The following is a 19,434-nucleotide window of genomic DNA, read 5'->3' as shown; positions in this document are numbered from 1 at the left end:
TTCTCCTAGATTGAAACTGGGTTTATTTGATTTATATACAGCCACAAAGGCTTGCTTTACTTAAACACGCTATCGTTTTTGCGTCGGTGATCTTACCTTCAATGATATGTTGTTCAAGTTCTGTTTTAGATAAAGTGACCACTTCGATGACTTCATCTTCATCACATTGGTAGCGTGCTGTTTTTGTTAGGTTCTTGGCGACATATAAATACTGAATTTCATCACAAAACCCAGCTAAAGGGGTCACTTGGCCTAGTGAGGTCAGGCTTGTAGCACTGTAACCCGTTTCTTCTTCAAGCTCTCTTTGCGCACAACTTAATGGATCTTCACCTTCTTCACGAGTACCGGCAGGCAGCTCTAACAGCCATTTGTTCAGAGAAGGGCGGAACTGGTTGACCAAGACGATTTTACCCTCTTGTGTGATAGGCAAAATAACGGCAGCTCCGGGGTGCTGAATCATGGTATGCGTAATTGTCTGGCCATTGGGGAGTGCGATGTCTTCTTCTATTAAAGAAATTTGCTTCCATGTATGAATGGTCTTGCTCATCCTAGTGGATTTCCTAGTTTGTTACTTTCAATGTGCTCAATGGATACGCTTTCTAAAGTCGTTTCGTTGAACAATGCATCATGAGGTGACTATACCCAAGTAACCTCAAGATGCTGCGTTCAGCGAGATGACCTTAACTCTCAGGCGCGGCAACGATTCGAAGATATAGTGGCTCTACATTGAGAATCGTTAACAAAGTCTGAGAGTTAAGGCCGCTCGCCCTTTGGGAGCGTGTCACTGAGCCGACTTCTTGCGTCAGACAACCGTTCTTCTTACAAAAATGAGAAAGAGCCGGCTATTCCGCTTCGTTGTCTTCCTTGAATTCGACTCAGTGACCTCGCTCTGAATCAAGCATCTTGAAGTCACTTGGGTATATATCGTTCCTAATAAACTTCACATCATAGAATCCCTAGCGCTTTCGTACAAGGTAATACACCCAAGCATCTTGAGGTCACTTGGGTATATACTCAATCTGAACCGCTTGACGTAATGTAGTGAATCAATTCGTTCAAACCCATGGCTGTGACCAGAAGATAAAAACGCATGATTTTTTCATTAATATATTCAGTGTTTTATCTCACTATAAATGAAAACTATGGTTTCCAAAGGCATTGTTGTGAAAGTCATCTGGTATAAAAGGATAGAAGATAAATTATACTTGTAACAAAGTTATAACAATTGTATACATTTAAAAACACACTGTCCGTCTATTGCTGGAGCTTGCATGATCCAACCGAATTTCGCCTCAAATGCCGACAAAGCTCTGCTTTCTGAGCGTATTAATAAACTTGCTAACGCGTTGACCGATGGCGTTTATGAACGTGAGCATACGATTAAATTATGCTTACTTGCAGCTCTGGCAGGAGAAAGTGTGTTCTTGCTTGGTCCTCCGGGTATTGCAAAAAGCTTAATTGCCAAAAGATTGATTCAAGCGTTTGATAACAGCAGCTACTTCGAGTATTTGATGACACGTTTCTCCACGCCGGAAGAAGTGTTCGGGCCGTTAAGTATTCAGGAGCTGAAAGACAATGGTCGTTATGTTCGTTTAACACAAGGCTATTTACCTACCGCTCAAGTCGTCTTTTTAGATGAGATCTGGAAAGCAGGGCCCGCAATACTCAATACGTTACTCACGGTCGTCAACGAAAAAACCTTTAAAAATGGCAGTGATATCGAACGAGTACCCATGCGACTGCTGATTTCAGCTTCGAATGAATTGCCCGATGAAGACAGCGGTTTAGACGCACTTTATGACCGTATGCTGGTGCGAGTTTTTGTCAATCGAATACAGGATAAACAGAACTTTAAATCTATGTTAACGGTTGGGACACCCCAAGAGGTAAAAATTCCACAAGGTCTGGCGGTCACGGATGAAGAATATCATGCTTGGCAACAACAGCTAGAAGCCCTTACATTGCCTGATGGAGTGTTTGAGAAATTATTCTTACTTAAAGAAATGCTCGAAAATAAAGTGGAAGCCGAGTTTGGTGACCCCATTTTAAATGATATGTACGTCTCTGACCGACGCTGGAAGAAAGCACTTAAGTTGCTCAAAGCAAGCGCATTCTTTAATGGTCGTGATGAAATCAACCCGTTAGATATCTTGTTATTACAAGACTGCCTATGGAATAGCCCAGAGTCTCGCGATGTTGTTCGTCGTGTGATTGAAGAGTTTGCCTTAAATCATGCGTTTGACCAACAGGATGCCTCACGAGAGATCGAAGAGTGTCGAGAAGCGTTGTCCGAAATCCAACATGCCTTAGAAACCCATTACCAAATGACTTTGAACATGGAAGCAGCAACCGGCATTTTGCGTAAAGAAACAATGAGCTTTGATACTTCTTCCGCTAAAAAGTACCAAGTTGGTTCGGCTAAAAATTTGGTTAAGTTGGTGATGTTACAGAGCAACATGTCGGTGTCAGAGTCTGAAAAAGGTGACAGCCGCTGGGTGTACGTAGCGAAAGACGACTTGGAACGAATCATTAAAGAAGGTCAGGGTGACGTCTATGGCTATGTAAACCAAAACACCAGTTTATGTCGTTTGCGTTTTGACGTTGACGCGGACAATAATTTTGTCATTCGAGACATTGCTAATCGCGCTATTTTGGTCAGTTTGGTGACCAAGCAAGGATTCGATACGGATTTGCATCAACTGTGGCTAACAACGTGTGAAGATGTTATCCGCCAACTCAATGATGCTGAGCACCACATCCGTAAAGTAAAGGCCAATTTTCACGGAGCTTTGCCACACAGCTTTGTTGATCCTGAACTGCCGCGATTGATGGAATCAAGCTTGCAGCAAGTTACTCAACAACTAGACTCCATTCAAGGGGAGAATGAAAAAATCATTCAACGCTTTAAAAACTTACCGCAGTTTTTTTCTTAAGGAGAAAGGATGTTAGGAGCAGATGGCCTGAATTTAGCCTTGATGATAGCAGACTCCGGGATCATTGATGGAGCAGTCAATGATTTGTTAGCTCGTTCCCAAGTCATGGTCGTGGCCGAGAACCGAGGAATGAAAACATCGGTCAAGAATCATCTTTTAAAATGGCGCGGTCAGGTTAAGAAACGCATTACCAAAGTATGTGAAACAGAGCGTTTTCAGCAAGAGTTAGCCTTGTATCAAGAGGTTATTTACTGGGACGAAGAGACTTTTTTCGAACAGATTGATGATGTGATTAGAAAGTTGGAATGGCATTCTGCTTTTTACATGCAGGCTCGAAGAATGTTGGAAAAAAACAAAGGGGTTCATAACCCGATGTTTCCGCATTACTTTTGTGATCAATGGTATCAAAGCTTAGCCGATGCAATCAAACAGGCTCAAATCTCTGAACTCGAAGAAAATAAAGAAAAAGTATTGCATGACCTTTATCAGCGTATGGAAACCATGCGCAATATGGATAAAGTAACAGAATCCGGTGATGAGGACAGTGTCGGGCGTTTATGGGATATGGCTTCGGCAAAACTGAGTAAAACTGACTTAACAGTGATGAAGCGTCACGCTGAATTTCTCAACAAACATCAAGGTTTAAAAGACATTGCCGACCAATTAGGTCGAATGGCGGGGCAAGTGGATGATCCGTCACTCAATCGAGCACCTAACGAGGAGCTCAAGATGGTTGAGGAAAAAAGTGATGAAGCGACCGATGACATTGTCGGGATTCACGAAAGCGACGACCTCAACAAATTACTGCCTAATGAGACCATGTTTCTTGCTTATCCAGAACTCGAAGTGGTTTTTTATAAGCATTTAGTTGATAAGAGACTAATGAACTACCGGACTCAGGGAAAGTCTCGTAAGCTGCGTAAAGTTAAGGCGTATTGTCCAGACAACAAGGCTGTCGATATTGAAAAAGGGCCTTTTATTGTTTGTGTTGATGCTTCGGGATCGATGAGTGGCTTTCCAGAACAATGTGCGAAAGCGATGGCGTATGCATTAATGCAGATTGCTTTAGCTGAGCAACGAGACTGTTACGTTATTATCTTTTCCACCGAGCACATTACCTACGAGCTGACCCGCCAAGATGGCCTACGAGAAGCGGCGGACTTTCTTTCATACAGCTTTCATGGTGGCACAGACCTTGAGCCGACTTTAATGAAATCGATCGATTTAATGAGTCACGATAAATACAAGAATGCGGATATGGTTGTGATCTCTGACTTTATTGCACCAAAACAACAAGACGATTTGTTGGCTCAAATCTCAGCACTCAAAGCCAAAAAAAACCGTTTTCATGCGATCAGTCTATCCAAATACGGTAATCCTGAGTTGATGTCGATGTTTGATCATACTTGGTCTTACCATCCTAGCCTTGCAGGGCGTCTTTTCAATTTAAAATAAGTTGATAAATTAAGTCGATTTAGACCACATTTGTTCTTTGTTTACTCTGCTATTGTACCCCTAAGACCGTTACGAAAATGATTTGGAGCGAGCTGGGTATCTCTCAGTTTTATTAAATAAGGAAGATGAATGGCATGAATCGTAAGCAAGAATTACTTATAGATGAATTTCGAGCCATCGTTGGTCATGCCCACGTTCTTACCGAAGAGACAAGCACGAAATACTATCGAAGTGGTTTTCGTTCTGGAAGTGGCTGCGCTTTAGCTGTGGTATTTCCACAAACGCTTGTTGAGCAATGGAAAGTGATCGAGCAGTGTGTGGAAAACCAATGCATTATTATTATGCAAGCAGCGAAAACGGGCTTGACCGAAGGCTCAGCCCCAAGTGGTGATGATTATGATCGGGATGTTATTATCATCAATATTACCCATATCGACCGTATTCATTTGATCGATGGTGGTAAGCAAGTTATATGCATGCCGGGCGCGCGATTACATCGATTGGAAAAGGTACTCAAAGGAGTACATCGGGCACCACATTCTGTGATTGGTTCCTCTTCGTTGGGAGCCACCGTGGTTGGCGGCATTGCAAATAACTCTGGTGGTGCTTTAGTCAAACGTGGCCCTGCTTATACTGAGCTCGCGATTTATGCTCAGGTTGACAAAGAGGGCAAACTTCATTTGGTTAACCACCTTGGTATCGAAGGGTTGGGTTCAACCCCAGAGGAGATTTTGCAAAACCTAGATGAAGGCAATTTCTCCACACAAAATGTCATTTTCGATCAGAGGATGGCATCAGATAAGGAATATCAACAACGAGTCAGAGAGGTTAATGCCGATACTCCTGCACGTTTTAATGCCGATGAGCGACGTCTATTTGAAGCCAGCGGTTGTGCTGGAAAGTTAGGCGTATTTGCGGTTCGAGTGGACAGTTATCCGTTACCAAATACAGAGCAAGTCTTTTACCTCGGCACAAATGATCCTGCTAAGCTGACCAAACTCAGGCAAGTCATGCTTTCTGAGTTTACTCAGCTCCCCGAAATGGCAGAATACCTGCACCGTGATATTTTTAATTTAGCTGAAAAATACGGCAAAGATACTTTTCTTGCTATCAATATTTTGGGTACAGATAATCTGCCAAAACTGTTTTCGTTAAAAGCTCGCGTAGAAAACGTCCTCGAGCGTATTCCTTTAGCTAATAAAAATTGGCCCGATAAAGCCATGTATTACGTCAGCTTCTTGTTTCCATCGCATTTACCACAGCGCATGCTGGACTATCGGGACAGATATGAACACCACCTTATCTTAAAAATGAGTGATACTGGTATCTCTGAAGCAACAGAGTATCTGAAGCGTTGCTGGCTGGATGATCCCGATTGTGGCTTTTTTCAATGCACGCCAGAAGAGGGGACAAAGGCCTTTCTTCATCGTTTTGCAGCAGCAGGTGCTGCAATTAAATACGAAACCATCCATGAAAATGAAGTCGAAGATATCATTGCGCTTGATATTGCTCTGAGACGTAATGATGAGAATTGGGTGGAAACTCTGCCAGAAGAAGTCCGTAAGCATCTAGTGAAGTCGCTTTACTACGGACATTTCATGTGTCACGTCTTTCACCAAGATTACATTTTTGCAAAGGGTACGGACACGCATCGGATGAAAATGCTAATGCTAGAGCATCTGACTCGCCGAGGAGCAAAATACCCAGCTGAGCATAATGTGGGTCATTTATACGAAGCAGAAACCAAGTTAAGAGAATTTTATTATCAACTTGATCCAACCAATACGTTTAACCCTGGTATCGGTAAAATGGATCGTTATCGACGCCATTGCTTGTGTTGTGCTGAAGGGGGATGAATCGGATTTTTATACCTAAGTGAACTCAAGGTGCTTGAATCAAGTATCTTGAGGTCACTGGGGTATCGTCTGAGTGTTATTTATTCGAGCTGATTGGAATGTGATCGTAAAGGCTGGTTTTTAACCGCATGAATGAAAAAGATAAAATTTGTTGTTGACCAGAAAAATTAATCCGTTAAAGTAAGCCTCGTTCTCACGGCAAAGGCCGATGAGAGGTGGTGTTACCATCGCATGATTGCGTTGCCCTGGTGGTGGAATTGGTAGACACAAGGGATTTAAAATCCCTCGGCGTTCGCGCTGTGCCGGTTCAAGTCCGGCCCGGGGCACCATCTTACTCGTTTTTACCTATTTAAGGTAAAGTGATGAATACAGAGTTGTACTCTATAAAAACAGATTAAGGCGCCTTGGCAGAGTGGCTATGCAGCGGATTGCAAATCCGTGGACCTCGGTTCGACTCCGGGAGGCGCCTCCATTTTGCGACACTAGCTCAGTTGGTAGAGCGCAACCTTGCCAAGGTTGAGGTCACGAGTTCGAACCTCGTGTGTCGCTCCAAATTAAACGATATGGCTTCGGCGGTATCAGATGGTGTTTTACTTTTCTAGTAAAGGCATCGCAAAGAAATTTGTGTGCCCTGGTGGTGGAATTGGTAGACACAAGGGATTTAAAATCCCTCGACGTTCGCGTTGTGCCGGTTCAAGTCCGGCCCGGGGCACCATCTATTAAACTTTGAATGATAAAATAATTTTTAAATTCAAAGTAGCAAAAGTTAATCTTAAAGACTTGAAATTTTAAGAATTAAGGCGCCTTGGCAGAGTGGCTATGCAGCGGATTGCAAATCCGTGGACCTCGGTTCGACTCCGGGAGGCGCCTCCATTTTACGAAAAGCCCCATCCAATAGGCTGGGGCTTTTTCGTTGTTTTCCTTGAATCCGACTCAATGACTTTGCTCTGAATAAAGCACTCTGAGGTCACTTGGGTATATTTTTAAATTAAGTATCCAATCCTATCGCCTTAACATCGTGTGTTAACGGTTATGCAATGTTTATTCATTTAACATAAATAACCTATTTGACTATTTAGGATAAGCATCTATATTTCCAGTGAAGTTAATTTAACTTTTTGTAATTAATGACTTTTATGTCAAATTTATAGTTCTACTCAAGTAATCTTGCTCTGAAGCAAGCATCTTGAGGTTACTTGGGTATATTGGCTCTGTTGTCGGACGTACTAGAAAGTTGCAGACACAGCAGGTTATTAATCAAAAACGTCAAGTCATGGAATGAAGGACGACTTATGGAAATCTTATTTAAAGTCATTGGGTATTTTTTATTATGGACATTATATTCATATCTTTATCACGTACTTGCTCATGTACGCTCGAAATATAATCTCCTGCAATACATCCATCTTAAGCATCATGGTTATAAGTACGATGGCAGTATCTGGCCACCATGGAATGAGTACTTCTTCTGGTTTGGTGATCTTCGTTCATCAATGGATGTGTATCTTGCCTTTACTTTACCATTGGTGATTTTGACGATATTTGATCCTATTCCAGGGGCAATTTTGCTGGTGTTTCACTACTTTTATGAATTATTTCTTAGCCGTAATGTTCTGGATCATAACCCTAAAATTACCGGTAAAATCACTCGTTTTATGTCTATTGGCTCATTTCATTTAAAACACCACTCTAACGTTCGTTGCAATTTTTCATTCTTTATTACCTTTTGGGATTATCTATTTAGAACAGACGAAAAGTCAGTAAAAGAAAAGCGACGTAGCCAGAGGCTAAAATCTTCAAAGATATCATATTAAATTTCATTGTCTTACATGAATTGATTGTACTTTACTGAAAAGTGGCATAGGGTATGGGCAACGTTTTTAACTTGAAAAGAAGCATGAATTCAGATCATCAGCGCAATGTGGCTATCTTAGTCGATGTCCAGAATGTTTATTATACCTGCCGGGAAGCCTATCAACGTCACTTTGATTACAATCAGTTTTGGTATGTTGCAACGCAAGCAGTGAATGTATCAACGGCTCGTGCTTATGCGATATCAAGTAAAGATGCAAAGCAACGACAGTTCCATCATATTTTACGGGGTATAGGGTTTGAAGTTATCTTGAAACCTTACATACAAAGGAGTGATGGGAGCACCAAAGGAGATTGGGATGTTGGTATTGCTCTCGATGCAATCGAATTAGCTGCGGATGTCGATGAAGTGATTCTAGTCTCTGGAGATGGTGACTTCTGCCTTCTTGTTGAACGCATTCAGCAGCGTTTTAAGAAAAAAGTCACGGTTTATGGTGTACCTAAACTTACCGCTCAAGCTCTAGTCGACTGCGCAGATACTTTTGTTGCCATAGATGAAGACTTTTTGTTGTAGTGCTTATACCCAAGCACCTGAGGTAACTTGGGTATATAATTATCTGTTTTATAATTAAGTTTATATGGCTTAGATGCAAACTTTCTGTCTTTGCAATATAGTGTGAGGACTTCAGCATATAAGTTACTTTTTGCTAACAAATATTATGAAAATTGATTTGAATCAGTTTTGACTGACTTTGATTCTAATAGGTTTAAGTTTTACTTTAATAAAAAACCATAGAATCGAATGATGAAACTTAGTGATCTTTCAGTTAGAAATAAATTACTGCTCTTGGTTGTTTTCTCCGCTTCACTTTTACTCGCAGCCTGTTTGTATAATCTAAATGAACAAAGGAAGAACGCTCTTAGCGAAAGAGAAGCAAAATTGAGTGCTCAAGTTGAGGTAGCCACAAGCTTAATTAACTATTACTACCAGCAACGCGATATTTTAGGAGAACAAGGTGCTAAGCAAAGGGCACTGGAGGCGCTTCGTTCGCTAAGATACGATACCAATAATTACTTTTGGGTATTGACCCCTGAACTTAAAATACTGCTTCACCCACGCAAACCCACCTTGGAAGGGGCTGATGCCAGCCAAATCAAAGATGGGGCGGGAAAACTCCATTGGCGGCAAATGGCCACTATTGCTAATTCGCAACAAGCCGGATTTCTTGATTACCAATGGAAAAGCCCTCAAGGCGAGCTCAAAGATAAGATTTCCTATATTGCTTTATTCCCTGAATGGCAATGGATTGTCGGCTCAGGGCTTTTTGTTGCTGATATCAAGGAAGCTTTAATTGCTGATATCATCAAAGAATCAGTTGTTGCTTTTAGTTTAATCTTTGCTTTGGCGGTTTTAGGATACTTTATTTCCAACAACATTGTCAGCTTCTTAAATCAACTGAGTGCTTTTACTGGCGAAGTCGCAAATGGCGATCTAACCGTACGTCAACATGCTAAACGCAAAGATGAATTGGGCGAGGTGAGTCGCGAGCTCGATCGCATGCTAAATAAGTTACAATCTACGCTTCAAGCGGCTCATGAGTCGGCTTTACAATCGTCAGTCATGGCACAAAATATTGCTCAGGCCAGTGAAGAATCAGCCAGCAGTGTGAATAATCAACATTCACAACTTGAACAACTGTCTACGTCGATGACAGAAATGAGCACCACAATTTCCGACGTGGCCAGTAATGCTGAAAATACATCGCACAGCACCTCTTTAGTAACATCACATGCTGAGAAAAGTGGCCAAGATATGCATCAAACAGCTCAAACCATCGCGGAAGTTTCTCAAGATATTGCTACTGCCGATCAAATGGTGTCCGAGCTTCAAGCTGGTGTTAATGAAATTAGAGCCGTCGTCAGTGTGATTCGAGATGTCTCTGAACAAACGAATCTCTTGGCCTTGAATGCAGCGATCGAAGCAGCTCGAGCAGGCGATCAAGGACGAGGGTTTGCGGTAGTTGCAGATGAAGTTCGTAACCTTGCAAGTCGAACACAAAAGTCCACGGATGAGGTACAAAAAACCATAGATTCACTGATAGAACAAACTGAACGAACAGTGAGAGCCATGGAAAGAAGTAACCTTAAGGTAGAAGTCAGTGTTGATATCTCTCGTTCTACGCAAGCTCAGTTGGAGACCATGGTTTCTGAACTGCTTCACTCTAATGATATGGTGGCGCAAATCGCTGCAGCTTCTGAACAACAGGGGTTGGTCGCTCAGGAGATGAGCCAAAATGTTTCGACGATTCATCTTGCTGCAAATGAGGTGAAACAAACTTCACAAAGGCTAGCAGAGGAAAGTCAGCATTTAGCCGCTACCTCTGAAATCCTGCATGATCAGTTAAAATATTTCAAAGTTTGAGCTGATAGAGCAAGACAAGCAACTGCACTATGGGACCAATAGACCAACCGAACAATAGACAAAAATTTCAATATAAAATGTGCGTTGCCCAAATATCAGCATGACTTAGTAAAGGTAGACAGCACCAGATTTAGAAAGTGAGTTGTCTGTAGGGGCGTTATCACTCAGTGGTGGAGCGGAAGACTCTTGTTTCGCTCCTACTGCTAAGGTATTGCCTTGACCACTGATAGCAACCGCATCACCGAAAAGATCATCTTGGTCTGGGTTTGTTGCTTTTATGTATTTGGTTTGCTGCCAGTTCCCCTCTTTGAACTGATACTCATACACCGCACCTGAAGAGAGCGTGTCATTATTTTTTAGTAAGCCTCCAACTCCGGTGTCTGATGAACTTTCAAAGGGAGCACCGACAATCAGTCGTTCACCAGATAAATCGAGTTGAAGATCATGGCCAAATTTATCACCTGAATCTGAGTTATCGGCTTTTAGATAAGCTTGTTGGGACCAAACGTCTTGCTGTTGTTGAAAAATATAGGCGGCTCCTGCATTGGGCGCGGAATTATCAGCGTCGTTGCCATTGGTTACGCTGTCCGATGACTCAAGGTAAGCGCTTATCGCAAGTGTTGATCCATCATGGTTGAGTGATATTGAGTACCCAAACTGATCTTCTGCATCGGGGAGACTCGCTTTTAAGTAAGCGTGTTGGCTCCACTGGGCTCCATCATCATTGAAGAGATAAACGGCTCCGGAATTACTGGCGTTATTATCGAGTGGATCGCCATTCAGAGAATCTTCACCTGGGCTGGCAATACTGGCGGTCAAGCCATCTTGGCTAATATCAACGTCAAAGCCAAAAGAGTCCAAATTCCCCGTATTGGAAGGTTTGAAGTACTGAGTTTGAACCCAAGTATCATTTTGAAACTCGAAGAGGTAAGCTGCACCCGATAAAGCACCAGTATTGTCCAGTTGGTTTGCATTGATTCCCGATGCTGAGGAGCTTTCCCCAGGTGCACCAACCAGCAGTCTTTTGCCATCGCCGCTGAGAGAAACCGAGAAACCAAACGAATCATAAGCATCTGTATTTGAGGCTTTTAGATAAGCTTGCTGTTGCCATGTTTCGCCTGTGAGTGTGAATACATACACCGCTCCAGAAAGTGGTTTACTGTTGTCGTTTTGATCTCCGTCTACACCAGTAGCATTGGAGCCTTCTTGCAAGGCACTTACCGCAAGCGTTTTACCATCGTCACTGAGGTCTAGGGCATACCCAAATTCATCACCAGATTCGCTATTAGAGGGTTTTAGATAGGCTTTCTGTTGCCAATTATTACTGTCCAGTTCAAAAATATACGTAGCACCAGAGTTACTGAAAGTATTAACGTTAGGATCGTTAGCCAGGCCGGATTCATTTATGGCTCCAACAGCAAGTCGAGTACCATCTTGATTCAAGGCCAGTACATGCCCAAACTCATCTTGGCTATCTGCGTTAGAATGTTTGAGCAGGCTTATTGCATTCAGCAAGGTTGTAGAACTAATACTCACTTCATTACTTTTTGTACTGCCCGTTTGATTGTTGGCCAACACGAAAAATACAGAAGAAGGGCTTAAAATCTGATCAAAAGTATGGCGGATTTGTGTGGAACTTAGAGCGGTAATAAGTGGTGAACAGCGATTGAGTTGTGAATCATCTTTTAAACATACAGAATAATTGTCTGCGTGTTCACTGGTTTGCCATTGAAATTGAAACTGGTGAAACCCCGTCGCACTTGGTTCAGAAAGGGTAAACGCTCCGGGCATTTTGGGTGGTTCTTGTTGCTGCTGTGGAGGTTCTATGGTGGTGTCAGGGGGGGTATCCGTTTGACTGGGCTGCTCAGTTTGTGACGGCGTTGGCGGTTGTGGCACTTCGCTTTGGGGAGGAGTGGGTTGTTCTGGCTGCTCCGTCGATGGCTGAGGCGCTTGAGTTAATTCTGTTTGTTTGTCATTCGAGTCCGGCAGCTGGATTTGATTGACTTTGGTGTCCAAGTTACAACCAAACATAAGAGAACAACTTAGTACGCACAATACAGACGTCGATTTCATTATAGGCCTCACGATAGTCCACTCAATTTTACCCGAAAGGTTTGCTGCTAAAACTAACCATCAGGTCATCGTGATATGAATAAAGCACAAGTCATACCAAACTTCGTTAAGTGAATATATTGATATACCCAAGTAACCTCAAGAGGCTGCGTTCAGCGAGATGACCTTAACTCTCAGGCGCGGCCATGATTTATATTTTGCAAATTGAAAGTCAAATTGAAACCTATATTAAAGAATCCACATATTCACATTTAATTATATTATTATTTTTATTACTAAATGTCGTGATTGTTTTCTAAACTTGAAGTTAGATTTAATAAGCGAGTAGGTAATATGAAGCCAACAAAACCGAATATACATGAGGAAATTCAAGATTCTGAACTGAATTTTGCTGACTGTGTATTACATACTCACTCAAGTGGTGCAGAACTAGTGATTAAAAACGGCAGGAGTTACACTGTCACAGCTAGGGAGGGAGTCATTCTTAGTGTTTTGGTAAAGAATCAAGGAACAGTCATTGGCAAAGATGAATTAATTACTGCTGCTTGGGGAAACCCCGAGACCATTGGTAGTAATTCGCTACCTGTAGCTATTTCAAATTTACGCCGAATTTTACAGCCGGAAGGCATTAATATTATCAATGTTCCTCGGCAAGGGTATCGTTTAATGTTTGATGCTCAGTCTCAGGCTCAAGAAAATGAGAATGACAACCCCAATAATTCTAATAGTCAGCAACAGCGAAATAAAAGCTCGTACGAACAAGAACCGTTGACCCAAGGATTTGACCATGCTCAACAGCAAACAGCAAGTAAGGTATCAGCTGTCCGTTATGTCTCGGTTGTGGTGTGTGCCATATGCACTTGTATACTCATTTTTTATTTATGGTTTTCTTGGGTAGATATCCGCTGTCAACATTGGGGACAGGGGACCGTTTGTAGCCCGTCCGAAGTTAATATCGAACAACTTCTTAGCCAAGATGAGCTAAACCATATTAGTAAAGGTGTGACCTATTTTATTGATGCAGAAGGTCAACGGTATGAGGCTAAAAGCAATGATTAAATGGTTAGAAAGAGCGGTTTACACCTGTACCTTCTTGGTCGTATTGGTGATTTTGTTTGGGCTGGTCAATGGTGCAGGCTGTCGTTATGATTTATCAATAGAAAAACAGGATAGCCATAATACTTTTCTAACTTGTCATCGTGGTAAGGTGATGGTCCTACATACGTTACTAAACCAAGACAGAGAGATCATCAGTCAATGGAAAGTTTCAGCCAGACAACTTCAAATTGGTAAGCAACTCATTTACTTTGTTTATCATCGTGAACGTTTAGAAGGCGGTAACCAAGAAAATGAAACCGATCGCTACAACCAAATATTCTCAGGATACAAAACGGTTTTTTATCATATCGACCGGATCGATGATCGTGTTTTCATCTTTGCAAACTTCCCCAAAAGCACAATTACTACAGGGCTTGTACATGGCGAAATGAGCTTTTTCAATCACTGATCCCACATATCCAGTTTGCCTGACACTTTAGCTTGTAGAATGTTGTATTCAGGGAATTTCTGGAAAATGTAAAGTTTATCGCCGACTCTTTTCGTATGGTAGAAGAGAAAGGTTAGCCCGCTTGATAATCGATTGAACTGATCGTTAGCATCCGACTTTTTATTTTGAATAATGGCTTGGCGTTGATAGACAACAAAGACCATTTGAGCACCGACCCTGAGGTATCTGGCCTCGACTTTCCATTTAGATTGATCTTCACCTTGATCATTTACTTTAGTATGTATTATGACGGCTTTTCCACGATAACAAGTTGCTGCTGTATCTCTTTCGTCTGTTTTCAATGTCAGAGTATAATGACAAGTTGATCCATTTATCCAACCATAGATAAAAACAGATGCGAGTAGAGCGTTTAACAGTACAGTCACCGCAAAAAACATGGTAAAAAAGCGATATTTATTAAAAATCTGAGAGAGGGCTGTTTGAAGATTAAAAGATAATTTTTCCATGTGATGACCCCATTCACTTTTCGTCAGCTTTTTCATTAATTTGGATTAGGCCCGAGCGAGCTGAATAATAGCTTCCGTCGGTCAATGAGGAGAAAATATCATTATTGATATCAATATTTTCACCATCAATAAAACAAATAGAGTTGTTTCCTACGGATTGACAACCTAATGAAATCCAGGAAAGTGCAAGATAAAAAATAATATACAAACAAGATAAAAATATAAACAAAGTCAAATATAAACGCTTGGTCTTATAAATTGAATAGTGATTAGGCGACCTTCTATCTATATTCAAAGTGTTGATTTCAGATAAAGCCTCAAGTTCATCCTCATCGAGTTGAACTTCTGTGACTATTTTAGGCTCAGGGAGCTTTATCATGTAACCCTGTTTAGGAATGTTAACAATTTTGATGTTATCAAAATCGAGAATTTTCCTTAAGTTTGTAATGGCTACGGGAAGAGAGTTAGGCCCAATAATATCGATACTGCCCCACGCATCTATGACCAGCTCATCTCTATATACAAGCTCATTTTTTTGTTTGATAAGTTTATGGAGTATATAACTTTCTGGAATGGTTATAGAAATAGACTTACCATTATTTAATATTATGTAGGCACCATTTTCATCCCTTTTTAGTGTCGATGAACCAAAGCTGATTTCAATATAGTCACTGTGCTTTTCTCTCATATTCATTGCTTTTCCTTTGTAATGAAATTACTGTTCATTCAATAAATCATTTTCTTGGCTCTACGCCTTAGTGTTTCAATCAAACATTTTCCATGATTAGAAAATAATTTTAACTAAATTATATTAATTTATAATGTAAATAATTATTTTAACGTTAATTTTATGTGTGTACTTTTGTCCTTTGCTCTGAAGTTTAATCTTATACTAATCAGTAGTTTATCATTAGCTTTCGCTTTAAAGTTTAGAACTGTTAATAAATTATTTTGTTTTTCTTTAGAAGCTCTGTAATCTATCCTTAATCACTTAGTGAGCGGGAATGATTAAGTGGGAAATATAATGATTAAAATAACAATATTAAACTCTTGTGATAAATAAGAAGGCTTTCACACGGCTTATTAGTATTACGAGAGCGAGAAAAGCAATAGCATAGGAGGCAATCGATGAACAATTCATCTACTACGGCAAATTCACCTTCGATTTATGGTGGTGCATGTATCATTACATGTATTTGTGTTGGAGCAGGGATGTTAGGTTTACCAACGGCAGGAGCGGGTGCTTGGACAAGTTGGAGTATCGTTGTACTTGCTATTTCCATGTCATTAATGACGTTGTCTGGTTGTTTATTACTTGAGGTTTATTCAAAGTTTCCGTACAAGGTTTCTTTTAGCACCGTTACGCGCACATTACTTGGTAAAAAAGTCAATATAATAAATAACATCGCAGTTTACTTTGTTGGTTCCATATTACTATATGCCTACATTACCTCTGCAGGTTTAGTATTTGGGGATTTGTTGTCTATTAATAGCAAAGCAGCATCTGTTATGTACGTATTGATGTTTTCATTTTTTGTTTGGCATTCGACTCGTTGGGTTGACCGAATCTCCGTGCTATTAGTTATCTTTATGGCCTTGTCATTTGTATTTGGTGTATTCGGATTAGCAAAAAATATTGATTTTGATATTTTATGGGATGTTGGTCACTCATCTAAAAATAACTATACGCTTTACGTTGCGTCCATGTTACCTGTCGCGTTGGCCTCATTTGGTTTTCATCACTCTGTGTCTTCGTTGCGTGATTATTATCGCTGTGAAAATAAAGCGGCTAGGGCGTTGTTAGGTGGAACCATTATCTCACTGATGGTTTATGTTCTTTGGCTTATCGCGATATATGGCAACCTTCCTCGTAATGAATTTGCACCTGTTATCGCCTCAAAAGGTTCGGTTGATGTCTTATTGAACCAACTAGGTACGGCCATTGAGGTGTCTTTTGTCACAAAAGTGATCCATGCTTTTTCAATGGCGGCAATATTGTCTAGTTTTATAGGAGTAGGTCTTGGAGTTTTTGATTTCTTGGCAGACTTCTTTAAGTTCCAAGATACTCGTGCTGGGCGAACTCGGTCTTGGGCAGTGACTTTCCTGCCTCCATTGATTTGCTCGATTTTGTTTCCGTTCGGTTTTCTAACGGCGATTGGCTACGCTGCTTTTGCCGCGGCGATATGGGCTTGTATTATCCCGGTACTTTTGGCGGTTAAGCTGCGTTTTCATCCCACCCCAGAATTGGACGAATTGCGCCATGATAACAGCAATCAATTAGATTTTAGAGTGAAGGGAGGGAATGGTGTTTTAGTGGTATGTTTTGCCTTCGGCCTTTCAGTGATGGTTGTCCACATCTTCAATGTGATGGAGCAATTGCCTTCTTTTAATGGATTAAATTGATACCGATGTAAATTTCTAGTGATGGAATTATGGTTTATACAGATAACATGAGAAGCTGTTTTGCGACCCAATATCAGCAGTGGCTGAGCTCATTTGCTTGGTATACAAGGGATCCGCAAACTTGCTTTCTTTCTAAGATATACAGTGCCTTTGGTCTTTAGTAAACAGCAAATCGTTTTGTTATTAACGGTTTGCCCTGATATCTGAAGCCATTGCATATGTAATTTATTGATGGCTTAAATCCAAAGAATCAATATTAAAGGCAGTCTAGATGGAAAACTTTAAACACTTACCAGAACCTTTCCGTATCCGTGTTATAGAACCGGTGAAAAGAACAACCCGAGCTTATCGAGAAGAAGCAATCATTAAAGCAGGCATGAACCCGTTTTTGCTTTCGAGTGATGATGTTTTTATCGACCTTCTTACCGATAGCGGAACAGGGGCAGTCACTCAAGAAATGCAAGCCGCCATGTTACGAGGAGATGAGGCCTACAGTGGCAGTCGAAGCTATCATGCTTTGGCGAATGCCGTTCAGGATATTTTTGGTTATGAGTTCACCATACCGACACACCAAGGTCGTGGTGCTGAGCAAATTTACATTCCGGTGCTGATAGCGAAGCGAGAAAAAGAAAAAGGTTTGGATCGTAGTAAGATGGTAGCGATTTCTAATTACTTTTTTGATACCACACAAGGTCACACACAAATTAACTGTTGTGTCGCAACCAATGTTTACTCAGAAGGAGCGTTTGATACCTCCACGAATGAAGACTTCAAAGGTAATTTTGATTTAGACAAACTTGAACTCGTGATCCGAGAGACAGGCGCTAACAATGTTCCTTATATTGTCAGCACGATTACTTGTAACTCGGCCGGTGGTCAGCCGGTTTCTATTGCGAATCTTAAAGCGGTCTATCAGATCGCGAAGAAATATGACATTCCAGTGATCATGGATTCTGCAAGGTTTGCTGAAAATGCGTACTTTATCCAACAGCGCGAGCCAGGTTACCAACATTGGAGTATCAAAGAGATAACGCAAGAATGTTATCGATATGCTGATGCTTTGGCTATGTCAGCTAAAAAAGACGCGATGGTACCGATGGGTGGGTTACTTTGTTTTAAAGATGACACCTATAAAGACGTATTTCATGAATGTCAGACTTTATGTGTGGTACAAGAAGGATTTCCTACTTATGGCGGGCTTGAAGGAGGAGCAATGGAGAGGTTAGCCGTTGGTCTTTATGATGGCATGCGTCAAGAATGGTTAGCTTATCGTATTTCTCAGGTCGCATATTTAGTGGAAGGTCTTGAGGCTTTGGGCATTGTTTGTCAGCAAGCTGGTGGTCACGCTGCGTTTGTTGATGCAGGTAAATTACTGCCTCATATCCCACCGGAGCAATTTCCGGCCCATGCTCTAGCGTGTGAGCTATATAAAGTGGCAGGAATACGAGCGCCTGAGATTGGCTCGCTATTGCTGGGTCGAGATCCCAAAACGGGCCAGCAACTGTCTTGTCCTGCTGAATTTTTGCGCCTGACATTACCAAGAGCGACTTATACCCAAACTCATATGGATTATGTGATTGAAGCGTTTGAAAAGGTGAAGCAAAACGTGCACAAGGTTAAAGGTTTAACCTTCACTTATGAACCACCAGTACTAAGGCATTTCACTGCACGTTTAAAAGAAGTCGAAGCCCCTTATGTTTTGTCCAATCAGGCGACTGCCTCAGAAATAGCGCAGGTATAACAAATTAACTATGTCACTACAAAAGCGGCAGTAATAGGATTGAATGAGCAGTGGTGAAGTCAATCCATTAAGTTAAAGCGTCATTTTGGGCGCTTTTTTTATTCTAGCTTTAATCTATTGATGCTATTGAATAAATAGTTCGTAGGTTGAAGTAGCCACTATTTTGGCTTGTGTTCTTTTTTAGTACCTCTATCAGCTTCACCTAAAATTGTTAAAACTTTGTCCAATATTGATAAGTGATATTTTAGATTTGGTATAGCATCTTGCCTTAGTTATTTGTTTTGTGAATGTGTTGTGCTATGAATAAATGTAACAGTATTGGACACTCTCATCTGTCTGAAAAGATGAACGATGTGATAGAAACTAATGCTCAAATGGAATTGAAAGATAAAGCCAGAGCTTCTGCGCCTTATGGTAAAGAGGATAAAAGTCGTGATTCGATAGCCGTTGATGTTAGTCTGACTGAGACAAATTCTGTTATTGAGGCGCTTAAGAATGAGTTGTCAACTCAGTATGCATTACCTCCATTCATGGTTGAGCAACTAACGGCATCAATTGAGGCTAAAGGCATGGTAACGGCTGGGGATTTAATTACCGTCATTGAAAAAGCAGTAGGGATTAACCAAGTATTACAAAAGTCAGCTTTGTCGAAGACAGGTTAATATTACTTGGAAGTAAATGATGATAAGAAACCGAACAAATTAGGGGCCATGGTGATGCAGACCA

15 protein-coding genes and 5 tRNA genes are annotated in these 19,434 nt (G+C 41.1%); 16 read left to right on the top strand and 4 right to left on the bottom strand.

The genetic code is table 11. The features are described from left to right. Positions 1 to 31: 31 nt before the first annotated feature. The gene (locus BS333_RS18185; protein WP_021711141.1) at positions 32 to 547 is read right to left on the bottom strand and encodes an NUDIX hydrolase; all 516 of its coding nucleotides are present in this window, start codon (positions 545 to 547) and stop codon (positions 32 to 34) included. A gap of 724 nt (positions 548 to 1,271) precedes the next feature. Here BS333_RS18185 and BS333_RS18180 point away from each other — a divergent pair. From BS333_RS18180 to BS333_RS18130, 11 genes are all read left to right on the top strand, one after another. Beyond that, positions 1,272 to 2,933, top strand: a complete 1,662-nt coding sequence (locus tag BS333_RS18180) for an ATPase RavA domain-containing protein (RefSeq protein WP_021711562.1) — start codon at positions 1,272 to 1,274, stop codon at positions 2,931 to 2,933. Between the two features lie 9 nt (positions 2,934 to 2,942). Further along, a complete protein-coding gene (viaA, locus tag BS333_RS18175; protein WP_021711561.1) occupies positions 2,943 to 4,388 on the top strand; it encodes an ATPase RavA stimulator ViaA in 1,446 nt (481 codons plus the stop codon). A 134-nt stretch (positions 4,389 to 4,522) separates the two neighbouring features. Next, the gene (gene dld / locus BS333_RS18170; RefSeq protein WP_021711560.1) at positions 4,523 to 6,244 is read left to right on the top strand and encodes a D-lactate dehydrogenase; all 1,722 of its coding nucleotides are present in this window, start codon (positions 4,523 to 4,525) and stop codon (positions 6,242 to 6,244) included. A 242-nt stretch (positions 6,245 to 6,486) separates the two neighbouring features. Next, positions 6,487 to 6,573: transfer RNA gene (locus BS333_RS18165), tRNA-Leu, on the top strand. Positions 6,574 to 6,642: 69 nt separating this feature from the next. Next, positions 6,643 to 6,716: transfer RNA gene (locus tag BS333_RS18160), tRNA-Cys, on the top strand. Between the two features lie 4 nt (positions 6,717 to 6,720). Further along, positions 6,721 to 6,796, top strand: a tRNA-Gly gene (locus BS333_RS18155). A 76-nt stretch (positions 6,797 to 6,872) separates the two neighbouring features. Continuing rightward, positions 6,873 to 6,959, top strand: a tRNA-Leu gene (locus BS333_RS18150). Between the two features lie 84 nt (positions 6,960 to 7,043). Next, positions 7,044 to 7,117: transfer RNA gene (locus BS333_RS18145), tRNA-Cys, on the top strand. A gap of 419 nt (positions 7,118 to 7,536) precedes the next feature. Continuing rightward, positions 7,537 to 8,058 (top strand): sterol desaturase family protein, encoded by a 522-nt coding sequence (locus tag BS333_RS18140; protein ID WP_021711559.1) that lies wholly within the window; start codon positions 7,537 to 7,539, stop codon positions 8,056 to 8,058. Positions 8,059 to 8,141: 83 nt separating this feature from the next. After that, on the top strand, positions 8,142 to 8,630 hold the full coding sequence (locus BS333_RS18135; protein ID WP_033004459.1) for a LabA-like NYN domain-containing protein: 489 nt from the start codon (positions 8,142 to 8,144) through the stop codon (positions 8,628 to 8,630). A 231-nt stretch (positions 8,631 to 8,861) separates the two neighbouring features. Further along, positions 8,862 to 10,478: a methyl-accepting chemotaxis protein gene (locus BS333_RS18130; protein WP_033004455.1), complete on the top strand. Its 1,617-nt coding sequence runs from the start codon at positions 8,862 to 8,864 to the stop codon at positions 10,476 to 10,478. A gap of 105 nt (positions 10,479 to 10,583) precedes the next feature. Here the strand turns inward: BS333_RS18130 and BS333_RS18125 are convergent, their stop codons facing one another. Beyond that, positions 10,584 to 12,551, bottom strand: a complete 1,968-nt coding sequence (locus tag BS333_RS18125; protein WP_033004454.1) for an FG-GAP repeat protein — start codon at positions 12,549 to 12,551, stop codon at positions 10,584 to 10,586. 333 nt (positions 12,552 to 12,884) lie between these two features. Here BS333_RS18125 and BS333_RS18120 point away from each other — a divergent pair, with 333 nt between their 5' ends. Together BS333_RS18120 and BS333_RS18115 are read left to right on the top strand one after the other, a co-directional pair. After that, positions 12,885 to 13,610 (top strand): winged helix-turn-helix domain-containing protein, encoded by a 726-nt coding sequence (locus BS333_RS18120; protein ID WP_021711555.1) that lies wholly within the window; start codon positions 12,885 to 12,887, stop codon positions 13,608 to 13,610. After that, a complete protein-coding gene (locus BS333_RS18115; protein WP_021711554.1) occupies positions 13,603 to 14,058 on the top strand; it encodes a hypothetical protein in 456 nt (151 codons plus the stop codon). The genes BS333_RS18120 and BS333_RS18115 overlap by 8 nt, the downstream gene beginning before the upstream one ends. Here BS333_RS18115 and BS333_RS18110 read toward each other — a convergent pair. Continuing rightward, positions 14,052 to 14,564, bottom strand: a complete 513-nt coding sequence (locus BS333_RS18110) for a hypothetical protein (protein ID WP_021711553.1) — start codon at positions 14,562 to 14,564, stop codon at positions 14,052 to 14,054. The two genes, BS333_RS18115 and BS333_RS18110, sit on opposite strands and share 7 nt — an antisense overlap. A gap of 13 nt (positions 14,565 to 14,577) precedes the next feature. Then, the gene (locus tag BS333_RS18105; protein WP_021711552.1) at positions 14,578 to 15,258 is read right to left on the bottom strand and encodes a winged helix-turn-helix domain-containing protein; all 681 of its coding nucleotides are present in this window, start codon (positions 15,256 to 15,258) and stop codon (positions 14,578 to 14,580) included. Positions 15,259 to 15,692: 434 nt separating this feature from the next. Between BS333_RS18105 and BS333_RS18100 the strand changes: the two genes are divergently transcribed. The 3 genes from BS333_RS18100 to BS333_RS18090 all read left to right on the top strand — a co-directional run bounded on the left by BS333_RS18100 (position 15,693) and on the right by BS333_RS18090 (position 19,370). Then, positions 15,693 to 16,967, top strand: coding sequence for an aromatic amino acid transporter (locus tag BS333_RS18100; protein WP_021711551.1), 1,275 nt, complete (start codon positions 15,693 to 15,695; stop codon positions 16,965 to 16,967). Positions 16,968 to 17,238: 271 nt separating this feature from the next. Then, the gene (tnaA, locus tag BS333_RS18095) at positions 17,239 to 18,708 is read left to right on the top strand and encodes a tryptophanase (RefSeq protein ID WP_021711550.1); all 1,470 of its coding nucleotides are present in this window, start codon (positions 17,239 to 17,241) and stop codon (positions 18,706 to 18,708) included. Positions 18,709 to 19,007: 299 nt separating this feature from the next. Continuing rightward, positions 19,008 to 19,370 (top strand): hypothetical protein, encoded by a 363-nt coding sequence (locus BS333_RS18090; protein ID WP_021711549.1) that lies wholly within the window; start codon positions 19,008 to 19,010, stop codon positions 19,368 to 19,370. Positions 19,371 to 19,434: the final 64 nt, after the last annotated feature.

The sequence above is a fragment of the Vibrio azureus genome (assembly GCF_002849855.1).
GTDB lineage: Bacteria > Pseudomonadota > Gammaproteobacteria > Enterobacterales > Vibrionaceae > Vibrio > Vibrio azureus.
The sequence above is the reverse complement of the archived record's forward strand: the minus strand, read 5'-3'. Positions and strand labels throughout refer to the sequence as shown.

Coding starts and splice junctions, on each gene's coding strand:
- dld (WP_021711560.1), top strand. CDS start 4,523: ATGAATCGTAAGCAAGAATTACTTATAGATGAATTTCGAGCCATCGTT.
- BS333_RS18135 (WP_033004459.1), top strand. CDS start 8,142: ATGAATTCAGATCATCAGCGCAATGTGGCTATCTTAGTCGATGTCCAG.
- BS333_RS18180 (WP_021711562.1), top strand. CDS start 1,272: ATGATCCAACCGAATTTCGCCTCAAATGCCGACAAAGCTCTGCTTTCT.
- BS333_RS18110 (WP_021711553.1), bottom strand. CDS start 14,564: ATGGAAAAATTATCTTTTAATCTTCAAACAGCCCTCTCTCAGATTTTT.
- BS333_RS18140 (WP_021711559.1), top strand. CDS start 7,537: ATGGAAATCTTATTTAAAGTCATTGGGTATTTTTTATTATGGACATTA.
- viaA (WP_021711561.1), top strand. CDS start 2,943: ATGTTAGGAGCAGATGGCCTGAATTTAGCCTTGATGATAGCAGACTCC.
- BS333_RS18090 (WP_021711549.1), top strand. CDS start 19,008: ATGAATAAATGTAACAGTATTGGACACTCTCATCTGTCTGAAAAGATG.
- BS333_RS18185 (WP_021711141.1), bottom strand. CDS start 547: ATGAGCAAGACCATTCATACATGGAAGCAAATTTCTTTAATAGAAGAA.
- tnaA (WP_021711550.1), top strand. CDS start 17,239: ATGGAAAACTTTAAACACTTACCAGAACCTTTCCGTATCCGTGTTATA.
- BS333_RS18125 (WP_033004454.1), bottom strand. CDS start 12,551: ATGAAATCGACGTCTGTATTGTGCGTACTAAGTTGTTCTCTTATGTTT.
- BS333_RS18105 (WP_021711552.1), bottom strand. CDS start 15,258: ATGAATATGAGAGAAAAGCACAGTGACTATATTGAAATCAGCTTTGGT.
- BS333_RS18100 (WP_021711551.1), top strand. CDS start 15,693: ATGAACAATTCATCTACTACGGCAAATTCACCTTCGATTTATGGTGGT.
- BS333_RS18115 (WP_021711554.1), top strand. CDS start 13,603: ATGATTAAATGGTTAGAAAGAGCGGTTTACACCTGTACCTTCTTGGTC.
- BS333_RS18120 (WP_021711555.1), top strand. CDS start 12,885: ATGAAGCCAACAAAACCGAATATACATGAGGAAATTCAAGATTCTGAA.
- BS333_RS18130 (WP_033004455.1), top strand. CDS start 8,862: ATGAAACTTAGTGATCTTTCAGTTAGAAATAAATTACTGCTCTTGGTT.